Here is a 24853-nt window from a genome sequence, read left to right as displayed (position 1 = left end):
ACTCATCCTTTTCACGTTATTCCTCAGTTTCTTCAATCACTTTATAGAGCCCGGAGCGGAACCGGAACCACTGGAAGGCATGGGTGACAACCACTTTAAGCACGGCATAACCCGGTACCGCCAGAATGATGCCGAGCACTCCGAACATTTTTCCGGCAAAAATAATGACAAAAATAATCGTAATCGGGTGAATCTTCAGCGTCTTGCCCATAATCTGCGGAGAGATGAATTTGCCTTCAATCAGCTGGACTGCCGTCCAGACGAATATCATCTTCAGCAGCATAAACGGTGAGGTCACCAGCGCCACTACAAGCGCAGGCGTAATCGCAATAGCCGGCCCGAGATAAGGCACAACTGCCGTACAGGCGGCAACAATTGCCAGCACCAGCGAATATTCCAGCCCGATAATCAGATAACCGATATAGAGCAGCACGCCGATGCAGCAGCTGACAATAATCTGTCCCCGGATATAGGACGCTACCTGGCTGTTCATTTCCTTCATAACCATTCTGGACTGCGGCTGCAGCGCGGTAGGAATGAATCTCATCAGATAATCAGGCAATCTCCGGCCGTCACGCAGCAGATAAAACAGAATGAACGGAGTAGTCACTAAGGCCAGCACAATCTCGGTTAAGGTTCCCACGAAATTCCCCACGCCGGTAGCCGCATTATTCAGGAATGAGGTCCCCCAGGTAGTGATTTTGCCGGTGAGGTCACTGATGTCAGTCCCTACACTATCCTGGATCTTTCCGAACAGCTCACTGCCGGTCAGATGAATGAATTCCGCCTGAATCTGCTCGCTGTACCGCGGAAAATTATCTATCAGCCCAAGCAGCTGGGTGCGGAGAATCGGAATGACCATCAGCAGAATCAATGTGATAATTCCGGCTATGACAAGATACAGAATCACAATACCATAGGCCCGCTTCACACGGTTATGCTTCTCCATCCGGTCCACCAGCGGGTTCAGCAGATAATAGGCGACTCCCGAGAGCAGCAGCGGCGCCGCCACAGTATGCAGCAGCACCGATAACGGCTTGAATATAAAAGGAATCTTTGAGAATACGAGTACAGTAAGACCCGTCAGCAGCACGATCAGCAGCGCCACCACAAACTTGTTATTCAGAATAAACTTCCGGAATTTATCCGGCCAGACCTGACGTCTTTCCATATCCGCCGCCCCCCTGCTGCAACACTTTCAATAGGTGTGTGATGAATTGCACTTCCTAATAGCATAGTCAACACGGAGGCTGCAAGTCAAATTTCCGGCGCGCTGGGGCAGGCAGCTTCCTCAATATATTCTGACATAATCCCTGCAGCAGATCGCGGTGCACCACACTATTATTTGTCCAGTTCCCCAGAATTCCTGTAAGCCTTCCGGCCAGCCGGTAATTCAGCGTAAGTAACAGCCGTTGTTAATATCAAATGTGGCTCCGGTGTAGGCCCTCGCTCTGCTGCTCAGCAGAAAAACCGCTGTCTCCGCAATATCCTCCGCCAGCAGCGGTTCCGGGGTTAATTGATGCTCCAGATATTCCTGCTGCCTCCACTCGGGAATATGCCCCATCATCGGTGTATTGGTCATTGTCGGGGCAACTGCATTCACCCGGATATAAGGAGCAAAGTTCATGGCACAGCTTTTGGTCAAGCCGAGTACAGCTGCCTTGGTCAGGCCATACACTGCATCTGAACTGCCCTCCTGGCCGGATACAGAGGACATGTTGACGATGACGCCTTGACGCTTCTGATCCAGCAGCAGCCGTCCGAACCCTTGCGAGAAATAGACATACCCCTTGATATTGATATCCAGTACCCTGTCGATATCCTCAGATGTATACTCCAGCAGACCGCGGCCCAGATATATCCCCGCATTGTTGACCAGTCCGGCAACATCCGCATGCTCTTGCTGTATGTATGTGAAGAAATGCTCCACCTCGGTATAGCTGCCGACATCCAGCCGGCAGGAGCTTAGCTTATCGGAAGCCGTAGCGGTCTTCAGTTCCTCAAGAAGCGGGCTGTTCAGGTCACAGGCAATCACTTCAGCCCCTTCCTGCAGACAACGTATAACAATCGCCTTGCCGATCCCGGAAGCAGCGCCGGTCACAATGATTTTCATCCCTTTCAGCATCAGCTGACACTCCCTCCCCTCTTATCTGCTCTCCAAGCTCTCCTACTGAAACCGCAGATCCGCAACCGTACCTGCATTTACAAACCCGACCGATTGATAGACCTTATTGGAATCCGGGTTGGCCGCATCCGCGTAGAGCATAGGCGTAATGCCCCTGCCAAGCATTTGTGCGCATAATTCAGCTACCGCCGCACTGGCATAACCGTGCTTGCGGTGCTCCTGCGGAGTGAATACCTCATTAATCCGGACATGTCTGGCCGACATATGTGCCAGATTGGCCATGGATACCGGTGTATCTTCTACAACCCACAGATGCAGACTCCCGGCCTCGGCAAGGCTGCGTGCATAGGGCAGATGACTTTCCGGCGGAGTTTCGGTACCGAAGGCATCCCGGACGAAGGCGGCCACATATTCCGAGATCAGCGGGATATGGATCTCACCAGCCTGCAGCAGATATCCGCTGACACCGGCCGGCTGCACCGCCTGCGGGCAATGATACGCCTCCATCATCATACGCGGATGATAGAGCTTGCCCGTTAATCGGCAGTATGCCTCAGCGAACAGCTTCGCCGGCTCCGGCCCGCCGGTTACCCCGGTCAGCTCCTGGTCCTTCACCTTCTCCGCCAATTGCTGTACAAGCGCCTTCTTCTGGAGGAGCCCAAGCTCAGGCGATATCCACAGCCAGGGGTTGTAACCCTCCGAATGGACATAAACCAGATCGTCGCCGGAGCTTTTGAGCTTATGCGAATTTGGTTGTCCGGCAATAAAATGAACCAGATTATACTGGACTTCAGCTTCCATGAATCCCGTGCTGTGCAGCACAGGATCACTCGGTTCGAACGTCTTCAACATCCTGCAGACCTCCTGAATTTCCATTTCCTTCAATCATAATCCTCTGCCGGGATAAAATAAACAGCCCGTCACTGAAAATTCACCAGCGGCGGGCTGCTCTGCTATAAGCTTCTACTTTTTCTTTTTACCTTTTGCACCCTTTGGAGTAGCAGCCTGCAGGCCTTCTTCGTACGTGTAAAGGATATTCTCTTCCAGCTGCTCACCCTTCAGAACCTTGCGCACCAGACTTTTGGCAGCTTTCGGGGTAATATCCCGGTACCATACGCCTTCAGGATAGGAGATTACCACACAGGCGTCGGAGCATCTTCCGTTGCAGCGGGTTACTGTAGTATGGATCAGGCTGTCCGCCCCCTGCTTGCTGATTTCATCCTCGATCGCCTCTGCGACCTCTTCACCTTTATGCTTCTTGCAGTCGCTACCGTTACAGATCAGCAGATGGCTGACTGTTCCTTGCAGATTCCAGGTCGTCATGGAGCTCTGTCCCCTCTCTGGTACATCAATACCCTGCAGTTCCCTCTCTCTAAACTCTATCTATCCGGTAAACAATCGTCAATAGGGGGAAAGACTGTTATACTATTAGTGAGAATGATTATCAACTATGAAAAGAGTGACTACGAACATGCACACTCAGCATTCCGCTAACCTGCTGCCCGGCACCCACTGCTTTTATATTCCAATACAAATTTCGGCGCTGGACAGTGATACAGCAGATTGGCAAGCCAACAGGCAGCACTCTTCTTCCCTGCTGATCATGATCACTGCCGGCAGCGGATCGATAGAGATCGGCGGAGCATGGAGCAGCCTGTCCTGCGGCAGCACAGTGTGGTGTAACAGCTCTGCATTCACCGCTCTGGGGCAAGGGGATAATTTGCAGGGGGTGAAGATTGAATATACCTCCGTTTCCGCAAACGGCTATAATGCCTCCTATCTGACAAATGACACAGGAACGGTCAATGCTGCCAATCCGAAGGCTGCTGCGCTGGCCGCACGCCTGCTTACTGCCTGGAACACTCCGCCGGAGGAGCAGCCGCCGCTGAACGTACAGCTGCTCTTCACTGAATTGCTGACCGAGCTGTACGCCACCTCTTCAGAAGTTGCAGAACCGCAGCAGCACTGGCTGGACCGCACTCTGCGATATGTCGAGTCCCGTTATAATGAGGATATTACCAGAACCCAGGCCGCCGAGCTTGCCGGGGTTACCCCGGAGCATTTCTCCCGTGTCTTCCGCAAGTCAACCGGCCGGACCTTCAATGAGCATGTGAACCTGCTGCGCATCCGCAAAGCCCAGCAGCGGATTCTGACCGGGGCACCGAACCTGAGTACACTGGCAATGGAGGTCGGTTATAGCGAAGGGACTTATCTGAGCCGCAAATTCAAGCAGGTAGTAGGTGTATCACCGGCAGCTTATCACCGGAAGAATAAAGCCATTGTCTCGCTGAACTTCAATCATACAGCCAGCCTGCAGGCGCTTGAAGTGCTGCCCCGGCTCGGTGTTTTCTCTGACTGGATAGAGAAGGTGAGCCTATCCCCGATACCTCCAGCCCACAATCTGAAGCAGGAGGGTGCCGGTGTCAGCGGCTTCTATGAACGGCTGACCTCCGCCCGGCCGGACGTCATTCTCAGCTATGCTCTGCCGGAAGTGAACAAACAGCTGCTTTCTGTGGCACCCGTCATTGAACTGCCGTTCATGCAGATGGACTGGAAGACGCAGTTCCGGCTCATTGCCGAGGTGACCGGCCGTAAGCTGCAGGCCGAAATCTGGCTCAGCCGTTATGCAGAGCGCTGCCGCCAGGCGAACGAACAGCTCGACCGCCGGCTTGGCCGCCGGGGCACGGCAATGGTCTGGGAGCTGGGCCGGGATGCGGCTTACTGCTTCAGCAGCAGCTATGGCCACGGCGCGCAGATTCTGTATGATGATCTTGGCTTCAGTCCTCCTGACCGTCTTGTAACAGAGGGGTTAGCCGGCAAGGGGTACCTTGAGGTTGCCCTCCCGGATGTGGCAGGTTATATAGCCGATCATATATTTATTACCTGCAGTGCGGAAACAGCTCAATCGCGGGCCCCGCTCCGCTCCATCCTCCAGCCGCCGGAGCAGCAGCGATTTGCCGCTTCTGCCGCTCCAAGGGTATATTTCCTGAATCAGCCTGCCATGTTCTACGGCTTTGACCCGCTGTCCTCCCAGGCTCAGCTGAAGGTCCTCCTCCAGGCGCTGACATCATAAATTTACATGGCAGAACATCACATTCAGCCATAGTGTTCACAGGATAAACTCTGTAAAGTGTTATTGAGAATGATAATCGTTATACATAAGGAGGCATACATCTTGAATCATCCGTATTTTAACCGTACCCGTTATACGCACCGTCTCATGGTTGTATTTCTGCTCGCCATGATGCTTATTCTGTCAGCATGCGGCAGCAATGAACCTGCTGGCAATAGCAGTGCAGATGCATCAGCTACCGCAGCCCCTGCATCATCCGCACCGTCCGAGGCCGCTGCCGCAACTGCCGCTCCAGAGACCAAGACTGTAACCACAGTTAACGGAGAGATAGAGGTTCCCACGTCACCCAAACGTATTGTGGCTGAAGAATACCTGGGCAGCCTCATTGCCCTGGATACGATTCCGGTCGGTGCTCCGGGACTGACTCTGGAGAACATGTATTTCAAGGAATCGCTCAGCGGGGTAACTGATACCGGCACATACGGAAAGATGTCGCCGGAGAATATTGTCGCGCTGAACCCCGACCTGATCATCTCCGGTAATGCGGACAGCTACGAAACGCTGAGCAAGATTGCTCCTACAGTTATCGTCCCTTACGGCGAGCTGAAGAATGCCCATGAGGAGCTGACTTATTTCGGGAAGCTGCTTGGCAAAGAGCAGGAAGCCGCCGCCTGGCTTGCCGACTATGATAAGCGGATTGCCGCTGCTAAGGCCCGCGTTGATGCCGCCATTCCGGCAGATGCCACGTTCAGCATTCTGGAGCACGCCGACAAGTCCACCTGGGTGTACGGGGACAATTTCGGGCGCGGCGGACAGCCTGTCTATCAGGCGCTTGGACGCAAGGCACCCTCCGCAATTGCTGCTGAGCTGATGGAAAAGCAGTGGGCTGAACTATCCTCCGAGACGCTGGGTGCTTATGCAGGTGATTATCTGGTCATTACAGATAACACATGGACGAAGGAGGATTTCCAGGCCGATCCGATCTGGGGCAGCCTGCCGGCTGTCAAGAACGGTAACGTGTATGTCTGGAAAGAGGAGCGCTCCTGGTATTACGATCCGATAGCGGTTCTGGCGCAGACAGAAGAGCTTGCCGATTGGCTGACGGCCGCGAAATAAACGAGAGTTTTATTCCATTTAAAAAGCTGCCTGAGCCACCGTTCCCGGTGCCTCAGGCAGCTTTTTTACGATTACCTTTTCCGTTAATGGAGATAATACCAGTAGCCCGCCCGCCGCACCGACCGCCGGCAAATTCTCAGGCAAGTATAAGGAGATCCGTCCATGAAGATTCTCAGCATCTATATCCTGTTTGCCGCCCTTACCATGTTTATCATTATCGTTGTGGATGTGCTGTCCGGCATCCGCTTAAGCGATTCGCTGCATTCTTTTTATTCCGTGTTCAGAACAACCACTATGCTGGAAACCGTATGTATGATCAGCTTCCTGCTGCTCCCCGTTGTACAGGTTGCCGCCAGCGCCGTCAAACGCAGACGCAGCCGCTGAAGCAGCAGCTGCGTCTACCGGTAAAGGCCGAATTTACGCCGGATCCGGTGAATCAGGTATAGCAGAATGGGAATGACTGCACAGAATACCGGCAGGATATTCTCCAGAAAAACTTTGCCGTCATTCATATGCACCGGGAAATTCTCCGCGCTGATGATTGAGCTGAACAGCATCACTACTCCTGCCGGAATAATCAGCTTACGCGAATTGCGTACCTTGAACAGATCAGCCGCGATAGTAACAGCAGCGTAACAGTAGACAGACATTTTGAAGAAGACGCCAATAATCAGGGTAAGCATCACAAAGGCATCCAGCCGCTGGATAAAATTCGCCACATTGACCAGGGTGATCGTTGTAAACATCGGAAATGTTGTCCGGCTGTACAGATTCTCGCCAAGCACCCCCATCTCAACAGCATGTGTAAAGCTGAGCAGACAGGCACTGACCGTAATGGCCAGCATGCCCGTCTTTTTGATTTTCCGCGCCTTATTGAATTGCGGCATTATGGTCGTGAAACACACCAGCTCACCGAAGGGGAATATCCAGATGTTGGGGTACGCTGATTTCAGTGCTTCTCGCAGGTCTGACCCATGCAGCGGAAACAGATTCTTATATTCAACCAGCCCGGAAGCCAGCACAATAAAATTACAGATCAACCCCATCACAATAATGATCCAGAGGAAAATCTCCGCCGTTCTTGAGAACACCTCGATGCCTTTGATCAAAATATACATTACCGCAACGACCATGATGGAATTGATAATAAAAATCGGCGTCTTATCATAAGAAGCAGAAATTAACAGATCGCCCGATTCGCGCAGATTTCTGGAGCCGTTGTACAGCAGTACCGGAAGAAACAGCAGGCCCACCGGCCAGCCGATCCATTTGCCGAGAATTTTACGTGCATATCCGCTGATAACCTGATCGGGAAACTGCAAATACAAATCGGCAAACACCAGATAGAGCAGGATGCCGCCCGGCAGCGCAAAGAGGATCGACAGCCAGACTGCATGCCCGCTCTCGAGTCCTACAGGCACTACCAGCGCCGTTCCCAGCTCATACAAAACAATCATGGCAAAAAGCTGCCCCGGGCTGATCACTTCTTTTCTCATAAGCCGCTCACCTTATTTCTGCATTCAAGCTGATTATTGATCCGGGGGAATATAGGGTTTCAGGCTCATGCCGGTGCTGCGGATATAGGCCTCCACCTGGAGATCCAGCTTCCCTTGGGCGAATAAATGCCCCCATTCCTTATCCAGTAACGCCCATTCTTCAGGCCGGTTCCGCTTCAGTTCATTGCCAAAGTTGAATATATCGCTTTCGCTTTGCTGAGCCGTCTTAAACGCCTGCTTCACTTCGCTCTCCGTCTGCTGCTGGAGGTTTTTTTGCAGCTTGATAATTTCTTCCCGCTTGCTGAGATCGATATAGCTGTCCGTCTCGTTAACGATACCTTCTTCACGGATATTAACATGGAATACCGGCAGCCCGTCCCGGAGCTCAACCTTCACCGATGTTTTGGAGTAAAAAATATTAACCGCAACCGATTCTTTCTTATCGTCAGCGTCGACATTAACAACCGTCTCTTCAATTTTATTTAGCAGCCACTGCGTGCCTCTGGCATCTGCATCCTTGATCCAATAGATCAGCTTGCCCTTCCGGAAGACGCCTAATCCGTTCATGTTGATTACAGTCTTGGTGTTAGACTGGTCCAGATTGGATTTATTCATCCCCTCCTCGGGATCTCCCTTAATATACACCCCGTTGATGGTCAAATCCCCTTCTCCGGTAATGCCGTTTATGATGTCAAACACCTGCACCAACCGGTTCTCTCCCCAGACCCGGGAAGTGTTTTGCGTTTTTTTGACCATACCCATGGAAGGCAGGCTCTCTACCGGGGTCAGGATCTTCAGAATGGAGGCAGCATCACTGTTGTGGGCAATCAGTACCGCTGAGTTCAGCCTTAGCTCATGTGAGCGTTCGAAGATATCAAAGACATTGTTGATGCCGCTCCGGGAGAGTGACTCCCCCAGCACAACAAGCTGTGTATGGGCAAAAAAAAGCTGGCGCGTCGCCTTCTTGGATGCCTGCCGCAGCGCCCCGAACAAAGTCCGGTCCGTCGCGGTGACGGCTACAATCGAAGGCTGCCCGGTGCTGGCTGCGGTGCTGGTGGCTGTTGATGACGGATTGACCAGCTGAAAGGTAACCTTGTATTCATCCCCACCCGGAGCCAGGTCGATCCCGATCCCGCTCACAATCGCCAGCTCGTTCAGCTCTCTGCTGTTCCAGCAGCCGGTCAGCAGCAGGACTATTCCCGCAACAGCTGCTGCCTGCAGTATCCGCTTAACGTCCATACGCTTTCCTCTTCGTCCCGCTTTTGCCAGAATCTGAACCGGGTTTATTATTACGCTTCAGACGGGAACGCGTCTTCATGAAATGCACCGGGGAACGGATGAAGGTATCCTTCTGGTTCTCCGGTACAAACGGCCCCATCGGCGACATGTAGGGCACTCCCAGCGAACGCAGGCTGCACATATGGGCAATCAGCATAATCGTGAAGATCGCAATACCGTATAGTCCCATAAAGGCGGCAATGACCATAATGACAAACCGCAGCATCCGGATCGAAAGCGCCATATTGAAGGCCGGTGTGGCAAAGCTGGAGATCCCGGTCAGCGAGACTACAATGACCATGGCCGGAGAGACAATTCCCGCCTGAACCGCTGCCGTCCCCAGGACAAGACCGCCGATAATGGAGACCGTCTGCCCGATCGGCGAAGGCATCCGGACCCCCGCTTCGCGGATAATCTCGAAGGTGACCTCCATCAGAATCGCTTCGACAAACGCCGGGAAGGGCACCCCTTCCCGCTGGGAAGCCAGATTAATCAGCAGCGGCGTCGGAATCATCTCCTGATGGAAATTAAGCGCGGCTACGAAGATGGCCGGGCCGTATAAGGAAATCAGCAGGCAAAGAAATCTGAGCAGCCGGATTAAGGTTGAGATGTCGTAGCGCTGATAATAATCCTCCACAGTATGAAAGAACATGAAGAAGGTCGTCGGGGCAATCAGGACAAACGGGGTTCCGTCGACGAAGATGGCAATCCGCCCGTCCAGCAGATTTCCGGCCACGCTGTCCGGGCGTTCTGTATTATACAGTGTCGGAAACGGCGAATATTTGTTATCCTCGATGATTTGCTCAATATAACCTGATTCCAGGACGGAATCGACTTGAATTTCCTTCAGCTTCTGTTTGAACACTTTAATGGTCTCTTCATCGGCAATGCCGCGGATATACATAATCGTAATATCGGTGTGGGTAATATCACCCAGCTTCATGGTTTCTGTCCACAGATCCGGGTTCTTGATGATTTTACGTACCAGCGCAATATTGGTGCTGATCGTCTCGGTGAAGCTCTCCTTCGAGCCGCGGATCGCTACCTGGGTTACCGCTTCCGATACCGGCCTTACCTCACCGCCGCAGGTGCTTCCGCTGACAGCTTCATTCAGCCCGTTTACGAGGATAATGGTATCACCGGACAGAAGCGCTTCGAGTAATCCGTTTATATCCTGAACCAGCTTCTCCTTGCCGATGCTCAGCGCATTTTCTTTGATGTAGGCAAAAACCGCCTCCGGTGTTTGTGCGAGCCGCTCATCGTCATTCAAGGACTCAAATGACATGGCATGCGAGATAAATACGTCTACAATCTCCCTGTCGGTGATGCCGATCATATATACTGCAGCTACCCTGACGGTTCTATTGATTAATTCATAGGTACGAAAAATAAGATCAGGGCTGTTTCCCAGTCTGGTTCTGATCTGGTCAAGGTTCTCCTCCAGAACGGGAGAGATGGGCGGGTTGTCAGGGCCTGTACCGCTGCTGTCCGCTTGTACTGACGGCTCCGGCTGCTTTGCTGCCTGATCTGATTCTGTTGTTCTCTTAGCCATAATCAGCACCTCCTGGCTTTACTATTCGCCTGCTAACCTTTTTTTATGCAGCTTATGGAATGTGTGAGGGTCCCTTCAGCTGCCGTAAAATCAGCTTTGAACGTCAAGGAGACTGCCCCGTATACAGCAATTGCTGTATACGGGGCAGTCTCCTTGTTGATATCTATAGAAGCGCGCGTGAAGCCCCTGCCGCCAGGCAGTCAGGGCTAGTGGTCATCAGCCACGCCAAGCGCCTTGTTCTTTTCCTTAAACCGGTCATTATGTGAGGATACATAGGCCACCTTGTCTGCAGCCGGGTCCATATACAGCTTCGCACTGTTCAGGGCAAGCACCGCATCGGTGAACGTTCCGGCGATCAGTCTGACCTTGCTGTCATAGTTCACGAAATCCCCGGCGGCAAATACGCCCGGCAGATTCGTTTCCAGCCTGCCGCTGACATTCGCCCACCATTCGCCCATATCCAGCCCCCAGTCCTTCAGCGGGCCGAAGTCACTCTTCAGGCCGTGGTTTACAATGACCGCATCGACGGTGAACTGCTCTGTCTCTCCGGTTTCAATATGGCTGATCGTAACCTGGTCAATCTGCTCGCCATTACTGCTGTGCAGCTGGCTGACGGCATAGGAAGTACGTACTTCAACGGAAGAAGCCTTCATAATCGCGATGTTCTTCTCATGGCCGCCGAACTGCTCACGGCGGTGGACAATCGCCACACTTGCGGCAATCCCCTCCAGCTCATTCGCCCAGTCCACGGCTGAGTTACCGCCGCCGGAGATCAGTACCCGCTTGCCGCGGAACGGCTCCAGCTCCTGCACAGTATAATGCAGATTGGTCACCTCATACCGGTCGGCACCTTCAATTTCCAGCTTCGCCATCTGCAGAATCCCGTAGCCGATCGTAAGAATAACAGTCCGCGTCCAGTGCTGCTCACCGGTTGCCGAGGTCAGAATATAGGTTCCATCCTCCTGCCGCGCCAGATTAATAATCTGCTGTCCGAAGATAATGTCCGGATCGAAGGTCCGGGCCTGCTGCGCCAGCTGGTCGATTAATTGACGGCAGAGAATCGGGGTTACACCGCCGACATCCCAGATCATTTTCTCCGGATAGATTAACATTCTGCCGCCCAGCTCTTCCTTCGCTTCAATCAGCTTGGTCTTCAAATCCCGCATTCCGCTGTAAAAAGCTGTATACATCCCTGCGGGGCCACCGCCAATAATCGTCACATCATATAATTCGAGTGAATCATTCATCAATATCCCTCCAAGGTCCAGGTGTAGTTAAGATTTTGTCTTGGCAAGCAAATAGAGAAAATAAGGTGCGCCGATCACAGCAACAACGATACCGGTCGGAATCTCGGACGGCTGCAGAATCCGGCGGCCGATTGTATCTGCGGTAATAACCAGCAGAGCGCCGAGCAGGGCCGAAGCAGGCAGCATCAGCTGATGCTTCGGACCGACCAGCCGCCGGGCCAGATGCGGGCCAACCAGTCCTACGAAGCCGATTCCTCCGCTTACGGCAACGCTTGAAGCGGCGAGTCCGACAGCAGCGGCGAGCAGGCGGAATTGCTCCTTGCCGACCGCCGCACCAAGTCCGGTCGCCGTCTGCTCACCGAGATTAAGCACATTCATCACCCGTGCCTTATAGATCACATAAGGCAGCAGGATGACGATCCAGGGCAGCAGGGAAAATACAAATTTCCAGCTTGTTCCCCAGATGCTGCCCGCCAGCCAGGTAGCTACGAACTGGTATTTGTCCGGATCGAGGCGCAACGTCAGTACAATCATCGCTGCGCTCATCCCGGCCGCAACGGCGACACCGGTCAGGAGCAGACGGATCGGCGCGATGCCCTGATGCCGCTTGTAGGCCAGGCTGTAGATCAGGGCAGCCGTGCAGGCCGCACCAACAAAGGCGACTACCGGCAGAAGATAGACCGGTGCGGCAGAGGTGGACGGATAAAAGGATACCAGCAGCATCACCATCAGCCCGGCGCCGGCATTGATGCCGAGAATTCCCGGATCAGCCAGGTCATTGCGGAAGACCCCCTGCATCACCGCGCCGGAAACCGCAAGCGCAGCCCCAATCAGAATGGAAATAACAATCCGCGGCAAGCGGAACTGGAACAGGATTAATTCCTGTTTGTCCGTCCCCTTGCCGAGCATGGTATCCAGCAGCTGAAGGGGGGTTAAGCGTATGTATCCTGTATTTACACTGACGATGAACATAACAATAATAAGAACAGCCAGCACGGTTAGTACAATTAGCCCGTGTCTGCGTCTTGCATCCTCGAAGGAGGTAACTGTGGTTCTCTGCATCTTAGAGCTCCCTTCTTTCTTTGCGGGCCAGATACAGGAAGAACGGCACCCCGATGAGTGCGATAATGGCTCCGACCGGTGTTTCATGCGGCGGGTTGATCATCCGGGCAGTCAGATCCGCCCCGACTACCAGCAGCGCCCCCAGCACGCCTGAGCAAGGAATAATCCATCTGTAATCTACACCTACAAGATAGCGGGTCAGATGGGGAATAATCAGCCCGACAAATCCTACCGCCCCTACTACTGCTACTGATGCCCCGGCCAGAATCAGCACGATCATGGCTCCGGCCAGCTTCACCAGCCCTGTACGCTGCCCAAGCCCTTTAGCGATATCCTCACCCAGGCTGAGCATCGTAATCGAGCGGGACAGAACCATTGCCCCGATAATGGCGGCAATCACCCAGGGGGACATGACCTGAAGCTGGAACCATTTCGTTCCGGCAAGTCCGCCGGCATACCAGAAGGCGAGGTCTTGTCCGATTTTGTAATACAAGGCAATTCCTTCACTAAGCGCTGAGAGCAGCGCACTGAAGGCGGCTCCGGCGAGTACCAGCCGGGCTGGTGTAAGCCCGCCCTTCGCCAGTGAACCAATGCCGTAGACGATTCCCGCTCCCGCACCGGCCCCGATGAAGGAATACAGGATCAGATACATAAATGACAGGTTCGGGAAAAAAGCAAAGCAGACCGCGAGCGCAAAGCCCGCTCCCGAGTTAATGCCCATCAGCCCCGAATCCGCGAGCGGATTACGGGTCATTCCCTGCATGATGGCCCCCGCCACCGCAAAGCTGGCTCCGACCATCACTCCGCCAAGCACACGCGGCAGCCGGAGTTCACGGATAATCTGGTGCTCTGTGATATCCGGATTGAAATGAAAGATTGCCGTCCATACGACAGAAAGCTTAATATCTGCTGCCCCAAACGATACGGAAACAGCGATGCCCAGCGCGAGTAGAATCAGACCGCCGATTAGGATCAGCGTTGCCGCCCAAGGGCGTGAACGCAGCTTCAGCGGTTCGGTCTTCTGATTACGCCCGCTACCGGACACAGCCTGATAATTCATACATGTCACCCGTTTTCTATGAAATTGATTCTCATTATCATTGTAATATTGTAAATGAGATTGTCACTGTTTGGCAATGGACAAATGTAAACCCGATTATTATAAATCTCCAATCGCACGCCCCGCGCGGCTTTGCCGGCAATAAAAAAAGGCAATCATGCACCGGATTCCATTCCCACAGAGAATGGTTCCGTAGTGCAGATTGCCGTATTCACGGTCATAGAGCTGAAGAATTGTCAGATGCCTGTGTTATACCTTTTGAAGCGTACCGCCAAACAGCTTGCGGATGTAGCCCTGCAGCTTGCCGATCTGCGGTACAAAGGGGCTTTTGTCATATACATAATTAGTTTGTGTAACCAGCTGTGAGTAGATCAGGAACAGAATTGACGCAAGCTCCCGGTCAAGCTGCTCCTCATGCCTGGTCAGCAGGTACGCTTCATCGAGCGCCGCATATAGCTGAAGCAGTGCTGCTTCATTAATGATCTTGCGGCGCAGCGGTACAATGATATCTGTGGCAATGGCATCAATCCGCAGAATAAGTGCGGCCAGCCTCTCATCCATGTAATTCCCTCCTGCCGGAAACGAATGATAAAAGCGTTTACTTTATATCATCCTATGACAGCGGGAACTCTTGCATGCGTGAACGGCTGAGGCTGAAATTTCTGCCTATCTTGTGTATTCCTCGTATTCGCTCCGCTGCTGCTGATTGCCCCTTGCATACATATACTCATCATTCTTCAGCTTGTACAGCTGCCCCATCCCGCCAAATATGAACAGCAGCACAACAAGCAGCGTATAAGCGTAGGTGAATTGATTGAAATAAAAACACAGCACAATGGACGCAATAACCAGCAGCAGCAAGCCGAGACCTATACGGGATAATATTTTTCTCATGAGATGTTCCTCCGCGCATTTTTTTGCTTCAGTGTATCACAGCTTACTGGCGGATATTGTCGGAACATGGCGATGAATTAATGGCTCTTATGAACGGCCGCTGATCAGGCTGCAGATTATTCCACTTCGCCCAACCGGACAGCATAAGTCTTATACCCTTCATCCCCGATCTCCAGACAGTTCAGCTGCTCCCCGTATACACAGCCGCCGTCGATTCCGATTTTGTCCCCAAGCGGACTGAACCAGATTTCAGGCCCGTCCTGCAAATCTGTAGTCGATGTATGGCCGAACACCACCGTCTTCGCGGTAGAAGTTACAGGATGATTATAGAACGGCTCGCGGATCCAGATGAAGTCGTAATCCCGCTGGCTTTTCCAGTCCGCCAAGGAAGGATCAATGCCTGCATGAACATACAAATGAGTATCCGTCTCATAATACAACGGCAGACTGCCCAGGAAATCGAGCTGCTCCTTATACTCCCGGCATATATATTCCTTCATCTCCGCATAATCTTTCCAGCTGGAATCATGGCGGAGCAGCACGGAGGCGGTGCCGCCGCAGTAGCTCAGCATCGTATCAAAGCCCCCATTGGTAATCCAGTGGGTATCCCGTTTGTCATCCTGGCCTGTCAGCGCATCATAAGCCATCTGGTCATGATTGCCCCGCAGCACGATAACCCCGCAGTCCTCTGCAAGCTGCATCACCCGCTCCACAACAGCCCTGCTGTCCTTGCCCCGGTCCACATAATCGCCAAGCAGAATCAGCTGGTCTTCCTGCGGGTTGTATGCCGCCCTGCGCAGCAGAAGGTTAAATTCCTGAATGCAGCCATGAATATCACTGATGATTAATGTTCTGATCTCTGTCTCCCCCTGCTCTGCGGTGTCTTAAACTCAGGACATTAATTATACGTGTAAAATCCGCTTTCCGCACGCGCCTGTCAGAATTCGCTTTATGTTGACTGCCGGATAAATACCGGTAATTCTGCTGCACTGTCCCAGCGCCACGGTACTTCAAAGCCCTGCATATGCAGTCCGCCATACCACTCATCGATACCCTGCACCTTTACCCTGTCCGCTGCTCCGCTTAATACCTGCTGCCCCAGCGGAGTAAGTATCACTTTCCGGTTCAAGAATCCGCCGGCACCATTTATTGTGATCAGGGGATGCTCACCTGCAGACAGTGCACGCAAATACTTCCAGAATTCAGTATCCCCCATCCCCAGCTGATGCAGAGCAGCCGTAACCTCCTGGAACAGCTTAAGCGGAGTATCCGCCCCGTCAGCCGCAGCCTGAAGTGTTGTCTGTTCTACAATGCCAAGGCCGTTATAGACAGACGGCAGGCGGGAGAGATGGGTCTTGAACGCGGTATGTGCAAAAGAAAACGCAGATTCCTCCAGCTCCTGCCTGTACTCTCCGAGCAGCAGCGCCAGCTGCAGCGGATCCGGAGAGGCATAAGCCTGCCAAAGCCTGCTTCCAAGCTCCAGCTCCTTCTGTCCGATATTCTGCCAGGTACCGGATAAGGTACTGAGCTGGGCTGAGGTCAGCTGGCCCAGACCGTGAAACCGTTCAACCCCGGGAAATTCCCCGATGCAGAGCAGGCTTAGCTTCGTGCGCCCAAGGTTCGCGCTCTTAAACCAGTGCAGCAGATAAGCCAGCATACTCTGGTCGAACAGGTCATGCTCAAACCACAGTACCACTTCGTCATAGCGGTGGAAGCCGCTGATGAACCGCTCCTGCTCCTCACAGCCTGCCGTATATTCCGCCGACGGAATTCCCAGTGTTGTCTGAAGCACCTCAGCCCGCAGCTGCCGTTCCCGTGTCCCTGTAGGGTCGGTAAATACCGGACCTGCAGAATAAATCTCCCTCCACACCAGCACATCCCCCTGAACGATCCCCTGCTTCAGCATATTACCCACCACATCACCATTCACAATATGCAGCATTTGCTGTCCTCCCTCATGTAACAGATGAAATGCAGCCGCAAGATCGGCCACGGGAAAAGCGCCCTTCAGCTTGCGTCTGCCGTCGTACAGCCGTTTCTTCAAGGTTGCTGCGGGAACCCCCAGATACCCCTCAATCTCCTGAAGTGAATAGCCGCAGAAATAGAACAGCTGCAGCGGTACCCGCAGCTTGGCGGATAACTCAGCCACAGAGCTGCGCAGCACCCGCGCCTGCTCCCGGCGTTCGGCAATCTCTGCAACGCCGGTAGCTTGCCCGGAGATATGCAGCGCAGCCTCCAGCGGCAGCGGCGCCTCCCGCCTGCGGCGCAGGAGCCTGTGGCACTGCCTGACCAGAATGGTCTTGAACCATCCCGGAAATGCCGCCGGCTCCTGCAGGCTGGCGAGCTTCACATATGCCTCCGTAAATGCTTCCTGCACTGCGTCCTCCGCCAGCTGCGTATCCCCCAGCATATCGTAGGATACTGTATAAGCCATTCCGCTCATCCGCTCGGTCAGCTGCCGGAATGCCTCGCCATCCCCCTTTTGTGCTTCCTCCACCCACTGCTGCATTCGTCTGCAACCCTCATTTCTGCATATATAGCTTATTATAATTATAAGTGCCATCAGATGGGGGAAAGGTTACAAATGCCAAGCGGAACCGGATTTGCACCGCAAAAAACCGCCTCTCCCGAGGCGGCTCCTGAGCTTGCTGCTTCAAACGTATTCCCGTTCATGCACCCGTCACTGTACATCACATACCTGTTCATGCTCATTCCTTACGCCTGGGCCCTACTGTGCAATCTGCTCACGGATATTCGCAAGAATCTTCTTCTCCAGCCTCGACACCTGGACCTGCGAGATGCCGAGGCGGCTGGCTACTTCCGACTGGGTCTGGTCGCGGTAATAGCGCAAATAGACGATCAGACGCTCCCGTTCGGTCAAAGCACCAATGGCCTCATTCAGTGCCAGCTTGTCGAACCACCGCTCCTGCGATTCGTCGGCAATCTGGTCAATCAGCGTAATCGGATCACCGTCGTTCTCGAATACAGTCTCGTGGATGGAGGTAGGCGGCTTGTTCGCCTCCTGCGCAAACACGATTTCTTCCGGTGTTACACCAAGTGCCTCCGCAACCTCACCGATGGTCGGGAGGCGGTCGAGCGTTTTGGACATCTCATCCTTCATCTTGCGGACCTTGTTGGCCATCTCCTTCAGCGAGCGGCTGACCTTAAGGGTGCCGTCGTCGCGCAGGAAGCGCTGGATCTCGCCGATAATCATCGGTACCGCATAGGTGGAGAACTTGACCTCATAGCTGAGGTCGAATTTATCAACGGACTTCAGCAGTCCGATACAGCCGATCTGGAACAAATCATCCGGTTCATATCCGCGGTTCATAAACCGCTGTACCACCGACCAGACAAGACGGATATTGCAGTTGACCAGCGTGTCGCGGGCCGTATGATCCCCGGCTTGACTGAGCGCGATTAGACGTTTGACCTCCGCATCGTCCAAGTAGGTCGGCGGAGCTTTTTTCGACTCTGCATCCATGGCTCCAACCCCTAATTGTATAAAGCTTTTTTCGAGACGATGGTTTTCTTCATTGTAATGGAGGTCCCGCGTCCCGGCTCACTGGTTACTTCAAACTCATCCATGAAATTCTCCATAATGGTAAACCCCATACCCGACCGCTCCAGCTCCGGCTTGGATGTGTACAGCGGCTGCTGGGCCAGCTCCAGATCCTCAATGCCCCGGCCCTGATCTTCGATGGTCAGATGAACCGTTTCATGGTCAATGGAAGCGGAGATGCTGACCCTCCCTGCGGGATCACTGTCATAGCCGTGAATAATGCAGTTGGTGACTGCCTCCGATACAACGGTCTTCAGGTCGTTCAGCTCCTCCATCGTCGGATCAAGCCGGGAGACAAATGCCGCAACCACCACACGCGCAAACGATTCGTTCTCCGACAATGCGGCAAACTGGACGCTCATGAAGTTACGAGCTTCACTATTTGTCATAACGCAACCTCCAAATCGGAGAGCGCAGTGCTCTCGTTGTCATATAGGGGCATGATTTTGAACAGGCCCGACATTTCCAGCAGCCGCTTCACCGGAGCGGTGGCATCGCAGACTGCCATTTTGCCGCCCTTGCTGCGGATCAGCTTGTACCTTCCGAGAATGACCCCAAGCCCTGAGCTGTCCATGAACTGCAATTCCTTCAGGCTGAGGATCAGATGCTCCACCTGGCCCCGCATAATCGCTTCATCCATATCCATCCGTACATAATCGGCTGCGTGATGATCCAGCTCGCCCGACAACCGGACAATCAGCACCCCCCGGTGATGCTCCAACTCCACATGTGAATTCATGCCTGCCACTCTCCTCTTCGTTGCTTTGACAACCGTCCTGTAACTATTTCTTCCCCCTACAAGGACAAGGTTTCTACGCGGCAAATGCTGATTCCTGCCTCGCGACAAAACTAGAAGAAAACCCCTAAGAACTTACATCGCGCCTGATCTTAATCTACAAAATACAAGATTTTACGTACACTGCTTAATCAATGGTAAAAAGCGATCCGGTTGTGCGCTTGAACAGCTTCCACCAGCCCGCCTTCGCAATATCCTCGCCTGCCTGCAGCTCGTACTCCTTCATTACCTCTGTACCCTGGTAGACAATCAGCTTCCCGACGGTCTGACCCGCGGCCACCGGCGCTTTCACATTCTCCTCCAGTACCAGCTCATGGCGGATGCCCTCCTGGGTAATGCCTTTTTTGAGCAGCACTGTGTAGTCTTCCTTCGCGGTCAGCGGCAGCTCACTCTTCACGCCCTTCGCAATTTTCAGCGTACCGATGGTGTCTCCTGCTTTGTGAATGGTATGCACTTTATACTGGGAAAAGAGGTAATCGAACATCGCCGACACTTCGCTGTTGCGGGTCTTGGTATTCGGCTCACCCAGCACAACAGCCACAGCGCGCAGCCCGTCTCTTGCTGCAGTTGCGGATAAACAGAATTTAGCCTCGGAGGTGTAGCCTGTCTTCAGCCCGTCTGCTCCCGTATAGAAACGCACCAGCTTGTTCGTATTGACCAGCCAGAACGGTTTGGCGGAATCCTTCCGCAGGTAATCCTGATAAGAGCCGGTATATTTAATAATCCGCTCATGCTTCAGCAGCTCCCGGCTGATCACAGCAATATCATGCGCAGACGAATAATGATTCTCGGCAGGCAGACCGTTGCAATTAGCGAAATGAGTGTCCTTCAGGCCTAATGCTTCAGCTTTCTGGTTCATCAGATCCACGAAGGCGCTCTCTGAGCCGGCGATTTTCTCCGCCATGGCTACTGACGCATCATTCCCGGAAGCCATAGCGATACCCTTCAGCATCTCATCAACAGTCATTTCTTCTCCCGGCTCCAGAAAAATCTGTGAACCGCCCATCGAAGCAGCATACTCACTGGTCCGTACCTTGTCGGTCAGCTGCAGCTTGCCCTCATCGAGCGCCTCCACGGTCAGCAGCATCGTCATAATTTTGGTGATACTGGCCGGCGGAAGCTTATCATGACTGTTCTTCTCATAAATAATTGTGCCTGTTCCGGCATCCATAAGAATCGCTGAACGCGCTCCCGGTGCAAGATCGGCAGTGACGGTGCCCGCAGAATTGCCCGATTTCGCTGAGCCCGTACCGCCTTTGGCTTTTTCCTCGGCAAACGCACCGGAAGCTGCCCCCAGAACCGAAACAGCGATGCACAGCGCAAGCGTAACATAACGAATTTTTCTCACAATCGTTCCCCTCCTGAACATTAACCTTCATTTCACAGGTACTGTGTTCCAGCTTCGTCAAAAGAGCAGGAAATTATTCCAGTTCACGCTGAAAATATCCCCGGAACCTATAAACTCCGGTCGCACAAAAAAAGGAGCTCCTCCCGCACTCTTTACAGAGTTTCGAGAGAAGGCTCCCTCTTCTTGCCTGGTTAGCTTGTTAGCCTCCGATAGCCATTGCGCTGAAAATTACAGGTCCGACAACCGTTGCAGCGGAATTGGTATCCTGATTCTCTACAATCAGCTGATAGTTTTGCACGCCGGCGGGTGCATTGATATCTACCATGTGCAGCGAGATGATGCCGTGATCATTGAAAAGGTCCTCGTATTCTACACGGGCATAAAAAATTTCAAAGCCTGCACGCCAGATACGCACCAGCACGTTAGGGGTATCCAGAAGAACATTTACACCAATCGTAGCTTTGAGCTCTACTTTATTGGGGAAATGTGCAGGTACTGCAGGATCAATAAATACTGATGTGCCGGCGATCTGCACACCTGCGGGGGAAATCGGAACAGGAATCGAGACTCCATTCGTAATCGGGGTAACTACGGAAGCGTTGTAGTCCAGAAGCGTTTTAACCATGCTCTATCACTCCTTTTCATATTCTAAGTTCAGTATATGAAGGCTATGAAAAAGAGCTTGTGCATTTCTAGTACTAGATTTGCCTAATATAAATGGCAGGCCGCCTGGTGCCCTGATTCCAGCTCCTTCAGTACAGGCGCTTCCGCTTTGCAGCGGTCCATGGCATAGGGACAGCGCGGATGGAAGGCGCAGCCGCTTGGCGGCGTCTCCGGATTCGGCACGTCGCCGGTCAGCACAATCCGCGACTTCTTCTGTCCCGGATCCGGCACCGGAACGGCTGACATCAATGCCTGCGTATACGGATGCAGCGGCTTCGCGAACAATGATGCAGTTGGCGCCAGCTCGACAATCCGGCCAAGGTACATCACAGCTACCCGGTCGCTGATGAATTTCACTACCGACAGGTCATGGGAAATGAACATATAAGTAAGACCGTACTGCTCCTGCAGATCCTGCATCAGGTTCAGTACCTGGGCCTGGATGGAGACATCCAGAGCAGATACCGGCTCATCGCAGACAATGAACTTCGGATTCAGCGCAAGCGCACGGGCAATCCCGATCCGCTGCCGCTGGCCGCCGGAGAATTCATGGGGAAAGCGGTGGGCCTGATAGGGGGACAAGCCCACCACCTCCATCAGCTGCTCGACTCTGCTTGTCAGCTCACTGCCGGAGGCGGAGCCATGCGTACGCAGCGGCTCCTCCAGAATGCGCTGGACGCTCCAGCGGGGGTCGAGTGAAGCATAAGGGTCCTGGAACACCATTTGCATATCGGTGCGGAACCGGCGCAGCTGCTCGGTGTTCAGCTTGCGCACATCGGTGCCGCCGAAGATGATCTCACCGTCCGTCGGCTCGATCAGCCGCAGGATGGCCCGGCCGGTGGTCGACTTGCCGCAGCCGGACTCGCCGACAACGGCAAGTGTCTCTCCCTGCTGCACAGATAAAGTGATACCGTCAACTGCTTTAACCGATCCGACCTGCTTCGAGAAGAAGCCCTTGCGGACCGGATAATGCTTCTTCAGATTGCGGACTTCAAGAATTGTGCTCATAGGACTCCCTCCTGCTGCAGGATACAGCGGCATGTATGGCCCGGCTGGATCTCCAGCAGCTCCGGGCGTACGGCCGTGCAGCGCTCCACTGCTACCGGACAGCGCGGGGCGAACCGGCAGCCCGGCGGCAGGTCCGCCGGATTCGGCACCTGTCCCGGAATCGAGGTCAGGCGGTCACTGTCCCCGGCCAGCTGAGGAAGCGAGGCCAGCAGCCCGCGGGTGTACGGATGCAGCGGATTGCTATATAGCGTAGCGACATCCGTCTCCTCCACGATCTGCCCGGCATACATAATGACGACCCGGTCGCACATCTCGGCGACTACGCCAAGATCGTGAGTGATCATCAGGATGGACATGCCCTCCTTCTCCTGCAGCTCGCGCATGAGATCGAGAATCTGCGCCTGGATCGTCACATCCAGCGCGGTCGTCGGCTCGTCGGCAATCAGCAGCTGGGGATTGCAGACCATCGCCATGGCAATCATCACCCGCTGGCGCATTCCGCCGGAGAGCTGATGGGCATACTGCCCGGCAATCTTCTCCGGGCGGGGAATGCCGACCTTGCGCAGCATCTCAACCGCCCGCTCCTCCGCTTCCTTCTTGCCGAGCTTCAAATGGTAGCGGGCTGATTCCGATATCTGCCGGCCGATCTTGAAGACCGGATTCAGTGAGGTCATCGGCTCCTGAAAGATCATCGCAATCCGGTTGCCCCGGATATCCCGTACTTCCTTAAGCGGCATTTCCAGCATATCCTTGCCTTCAAAGCGGATATGGCCGGAGGCGATCCGGCTGATCCGCTTGGGCAGAAGCTGCATGATGGACAGTGAGGTAATGCTTTTGCCGCAGCCGGACTCGCCGACAATGCCCAGCGTCTCCCCTTTGCGTACTGACAGACTGATGCCGTCCACCGCACGGATTGTGCCCGCCGCTGTTTTGAACTCGGTGCGTAAATCCGATATTTCCAGCAGTGCTGTCATATTTACCCCTCCTTAAAATCCCCCGCAAACATCCCCCACAAAGTGGAGTCTTAGCTTCGGCGATTACTCAGTTACTTTGCGGGAACCCCAAATGTTTCAGACTTTTTTCCAAGTAAATTGCTTTATGTTCAGCTCTCGGTATCTTCCACGCCCAAGTATTTAAGTGCCGTCAGGGCATATACCTTCGCACACTGGATAATCTGCCATACCGGTGCTTTCTCGTTAAAGTTATGAATAGTAGACAGCTCAGCCGGGCCGTATTGCAGCACAGGTATGTTATGCGTCCGGAAATGGCGGGCATCACTGGAAGCCCATTGCAGCACACCGTAGGCTTCTTCCCCGCTGACTTCGCAGATGCTCTCTACCAGATCCTTGACCACCGGGTCCTCACTCGAGGTCCAGTTAGCGTTGCCCTGGAAGCCGAAGCCCTTCACTTCAGATTCAATGCCGGCCTCAAGCAGCAGGGAACGGGCACGGTCCAGCACATCGCGGTAGTCTACGCCGAACGGCACGCGGGAATCAACCTGGATTGTGCAGCGGTCGGCGACGACATTCACCTTGGTCCCGCCCTGGATGGTCCCGATGTTCACGGTCACATGGTCGAAGACCTGATACGCGACCGAGCCGTCCTCTTCGCGCTCCTTCACATAATCCTGCGAGATGCGGATGATCTCCTTCACTTCCTCCGGAATATCCGCTTTGATATCCCACAGCCGCTGGAGGGCCTCGATCCCCTTCGCCGCTTTGACAATTGCGCTGTCACCGACAACCGGAGCCAGACTTCCGTGACCCGGTGTGCCTTCAACGGTGAACTCAAACCAGCAGCTGCCCTTTTGCCCGATCGTCGGATTCAGCGGGCCGGAAGGTTCAGCAATGACTGCCCCTGTTCCGGTAATAAGTCCGCGCTCCAGTACCCAAGGCACTCCGAGATGGCCGCCGGTTTCTTCATCCGGCACAATCAGAAGCGACAAATCACCCTTCAGCGGTACGCCGAGCCTGGAGAGCAGCGCCGTTACATAAATGAGGCCAGCCAGGCCGGCTTTCATATCCGAAGCGCCCCGGCCCAGCAGATAGCCGTCAACGATATCGCCGCAGAACGGATCGAAATCCCAGCGGGAACGGTCACCGGCAGGCACAACATCAGTATGCCCGCAGAAGATCAGGCTTCTGCCGGAGGATTCCCCGGCTCCCGCACCCAGAGTGGATACCAGATTCAGCATGGTGTCCGTCGCCGGATGGATGGACGTAGCAATCCCTGCCTGCTGCAGATAATCAATGATATAAGCGCTGATCTCGCGCGAATCGCCCGGAGGATTCTCGGAAGGGAAACGGATGAGCTCTGAGCACAGCTGCAGCAGCTGATCCTGCCCGGCATCAATTGCCTCCAGCACTTTGCCTGTCCAGTCAGTCATGGTTATAATTCTCCTTTGCATGTCCCCGTTTGCTGCCGTAAGGCTGGCGTGGGGCTCCTTATGATGGTGGAAAAGTGCAAGCAGAAACGGGTGTACCGTCCTGTTGCAGGACGGTACCGTTTCAGCGGAAATTAGCAGGCTAAGTTACCGTACGGTACCTGTGCGCCCCGCTCTCTTTTAGAGAGGC

General features: G+C 53.9%; 25 protein-coding genes. 3 read left to right on the top strand and 22 right to left on the bottom strand.

Features of this window, described 5'->3' with window-relative positions; translation table 11 throughout:
* Positions 1-16 precede the first annotated feature (16 nt).
* The 4 genes from LOS79_RS03895 to LOS79_RS03880 form a co-directional block, all read right to left on the bottom strand.
* The gene (locus tag LOS79_RS03895) at positions 17-1171 is read right to left on the bottom strand and encodes an AI-2E family transporter (RefSeq protein ID WP_315416426.1); all 1155 of its coding nucleotides are present in this window, start codon (positions 1169-1171) and stop codon (positions 17-19) included.
* Positions 1172-1393: 222 nt separating this feature from the next.
* Complete coding sequence (locus LOS79_RS03890; RefSeq protein WP_315416425.1) at positions 1394-2125, bottom strand: SDR family NAD(P)-dependent oxidoreductase; 732 nt, start codon at positions 2123-2125, stop codon at positions 1394-1396.
* 42 nt (positions 2126-2167) lie between these two features.
* Positions 2168-2977, bottom strand: coding sequence for a GNAT family N-acetyltransferase (locus LOS79_RS03885; RefSeq protein WP_315416423.1), 810 nt, complete (start codon positions 2975-2977; stop codon positions 2168-2170).
* A 111-nt stretch (positions 2978-3088) separates the two neighbouring features.
* Entirely contained in the window at positions 3089-3448 is a 360-nt protein-coding gene (locus LOS79_RS03880) for a (2Fe-2S) ferredoxin domain-containing protein (RefSeq protein WP_315416422.1), read from the bottom strand.
* Positions 3449-3575: 127 nt separating this feature from the next.
* On the opposite strand from LOS79_RS03880, the gene LOS79_RS03875 reads away from it, so the two are divergent.
* The 3 genes from LOS79_RS03875 to LOS79_RS03865 all read left to right on the top strand — a co-directional run bounded on the left by LOS79_RS03875 (position 3576) and on the right by LOS79_RS03865 (position 6698).
* Positions 3576-5198: a helix-turn-helix domain-containing protein gene (locus tag LOS79_RS03875; RefSeq protein WP_315416420.1), complete on the top strand. Its 1623-nt coding sequence runs from the start codon at positions 3576-3578 to the stop codon at positions 5196-5198.
* Between the two features lie 102 nt (positions 5199-5300).
* On the top strand, positions 5301-6314 hold the full coding sequence (locus LOS79_RS03870; RefSeq protein ID WP_315416419.1) for an ABC transporter substrate-binding protein: 1014 nt from the start codon (positions 5301-5303) through the stop codon (positions 6312-6314).
* Between the two features lie 162 nt (positions 6315-6476).
* Positions 6477-6698, top strand: coding sequence for a YczF family membrane protein (locus LOS79_RS03865; protein WP_315416417.1), 222 nt, complete (start codon positions 6477-6479; stop codon positions 6696-6698).
* Positions 6699-6712: 14 nt separating this feature from the next.
* On the opposite strand, the gene LOS79_RS03860 is transcribed toward LOS79_RS03865, so the two are convergent.
* The 18 genes from LOS79_RS03860 to LOS79_RS03775 all read right to left on the bottom strand — a co-directional run bounded on the left by LOS79_RS03860 (position 6713) and on the right by LOS79_RS03775 (position 24666).
* Positions 6713-7810, bottom strand: a complete 1098-nt coding sequence (locus tag LOS79_RS03860; RefSeq protein WP_315416415.1) for a GerAB/ArcD/ProY family transporter — start codon at positions 7808-7810, stop codon at positions 6713-6715.
* Positions 7811-7843: 33 nt separating this feature from the next.
* Positions 7844-9049, bottom strand: a complete 1206-nt coding sequence (locus LOS79_RS03855; RefSeq protein ID WP_315416413.1) for a Ger(x)C family spore germination protein — start codon at positions 9047-9049, stop codon at positions 7844-7846.
* Complete coding sequence (locus LOS79_RS03850; protein ID WP_315416411.1) at positions 9039-10640, bottom strand: spore germination protein; 1602 nt, start codon at positions 10638-10640, stop codon at positions 9039-9041. Before LOS79_RS03850 ends, LOS79_RS03855 begins: the two co-directional genes overlap by 11 nt.
* A 206-nt stretch (positions 10641-10846) precedes the next feature.
* Positions 10847-11887 carry an NAD(P)/FAD-dependent oxidoreductase gene (locus LOS79_RS03845; protein ID WP_315416409.1) on the bottom strand — a complete coding sequence of 347 codons (1041 nt, stop codon included), beginning with the start codon at positions 11885-11887 and terminating at the stop codon, positions 10847-10849.
* 27 nt (positions 11888-11914) lie between these two features.
* Entirely contained in the window at positions 11915-12949 is a 1035-nt protein-coding gene (locus LOS79_RS03840) for a FecCD family ABC transporter permease (RefSeq protein ID WP_315416407.1), read from the bottom strand.
* Position 12950: 1 nt separating this feature from the next.
* Positions 12951-14009 carry a FecCD family ABC transporter permease gene (locus LOS79_RS03835; protein WP_315416406.1) on the bottom strand — a complete coding sequence of 353 codons (1059 nt, stop codon included), beginning with the start codon at positions 14007-14009 and terminating at the stop codon, positions 12951-12953.
* 249 nt (positions 14010-14258) lie between these two features.
* Complete coding sequence (locus LOS79_RS03830) at positions 14259-14570, bottom strand: hypothetical protein (protein ID WP_315416404.1); 312 nt, start codon at positions 14568-14570, stop codon at positions 14259-14261.
* Between the two features lie 105 nt (positions 14571-14675).
* Positions 14676-14903, bottom strand: coding sequence for a hypothetical protein (locus tag LOS79_RS03825; protein ID WP_315416403.1), 228 nt, complete (start codon positions 14901-14903; stop codon positions 14676-14678).
* Between the two features lie 116 nt (positions 14904-15019).
* Entirely contained in the window at positions 15020-15748 is a 729-nt protein-coding gene (locus LOS79_RS03820) for a metallophosphoesterase family protein (RefSeq protein ID WP_397386772.1), read from the bottom strand.
* Positions 15749-15852: 104 nt separating this feature from the next.
* Positions 15853-17412 (bottom strand): sigma-70 family RNA polymerase sigma factor, encoded by a 1560-nt coding sequence (locus LOS79_RS03815; RefSeq protein WP_315416402.1) that lies wholly within the window; start codon positions 17410-17412, stop codon positions 15853-15855.
* 219 nt (positions 17413-17631) lie between these two features.
* Complete coding sequence (gene sigF / locus LOS79_RS03810; protein ID WP_036727459.1) at positions 17632-18387, bottom strand: RNA polymerase sporulation sigma factor SigF; 756 nt, start codon at positions 18385-18387, stop codon at positions 17632-17634.
* An 11-nt stretch (positions 18388-18398) separates the two neighbouring features.
* On the bottom strand, positions 18399-18854 hold the full coding sequence (gene spoIIAB / locus LOS79_RS03805) for an anti-sigma F factor (RefSeq protein WP_315416400.1): 456 nt from the start codon (positions 18852-18854) through the stop codon (positions 18399-18401).
* Entirely contained in the window at positions 18851-19204 is a 354-nt protein-coding gene (spoIIAA, locus tag LOS79_RS03800; RefSeq protein WP_315416398.1) for an anti-sigma F factor antagonist, read from the bottom strand. Before spoIIAA ends, spoIIAB begins: the two co-directional genes overlap by 4 nt.
* Before the next feature lie 184 nt (positions 19205-19388).
* Positions 19389-20630, bottom strand: coding sequence for a D-alanyl-D-alanine carboxypeptidase family protein (locus LOS79_RS03795; RefSeq protein WP_397386732.1), 1242 nt, complete (start codon positions 20628-20630; stop codon positions 19389-19391).
* A 178-nt stretch (positions 20631-20808) separates the two neighbouring features.
* Positions 20809-21234 (bottom strand): hypothetical protein, encoded by a 426-nt coding sequence (locus LOS79_RS03790; protein ID WP_315416395.1) that lies wholly within the window; start codon positions 21232-21234, stop codon positions 20809-20811.
* An 83-nt stretch (positions 21235-21317) separates the two neighbouring features.
* Entirely contained in the window at positions 21318-22280 is a 963-nt protein-coding gene (locus tag LOS79_RS03785; protein ID WP_315416394.1) for an ABC transporter ATP-binding protein, read from the bottom strand.
* Entirely contained in the window at positions 22277-23254 is a 978-nt protein-coding gene (locus tag LOS79_RS03780) for an ABC transporter ATP-binding protein (protein WP_315416392.1), read from the bottom strand. The genes LOS79_RS03785 and LOS79_RS03780 overlap by 4 nt, the downstream gene beginning before the upstream one ends.
* A gap of 128 nt (positions 23255-23382) precedes the next feature.
* Positions 23383-24666: a M20 family metallopeptidase gene (locus LOS79_RS03775; protein WP_315416391.1), complete on the bottom strand. Its 1284-nt coding sequence runs from the start codon at positions 24664-24666 to the stop codon at positions 23383-23385.
* Positions 24667-24853: the final 187 nt, after the last annotated feature.

It is taken from the genome of Paenibacillus sp. MMS20-IR301 (genome assembly GCF_032302195.1).
Lineage (GTDB): Bacteria > Bacillota > Bacilli > Paenibacillales > Paenibacillaceae > Paenibacillus_AQ.
Note: the sequence above shows the minus strand (reverse complement) of the source record. Positions and strands in the feature narration are given on the sequence as shown.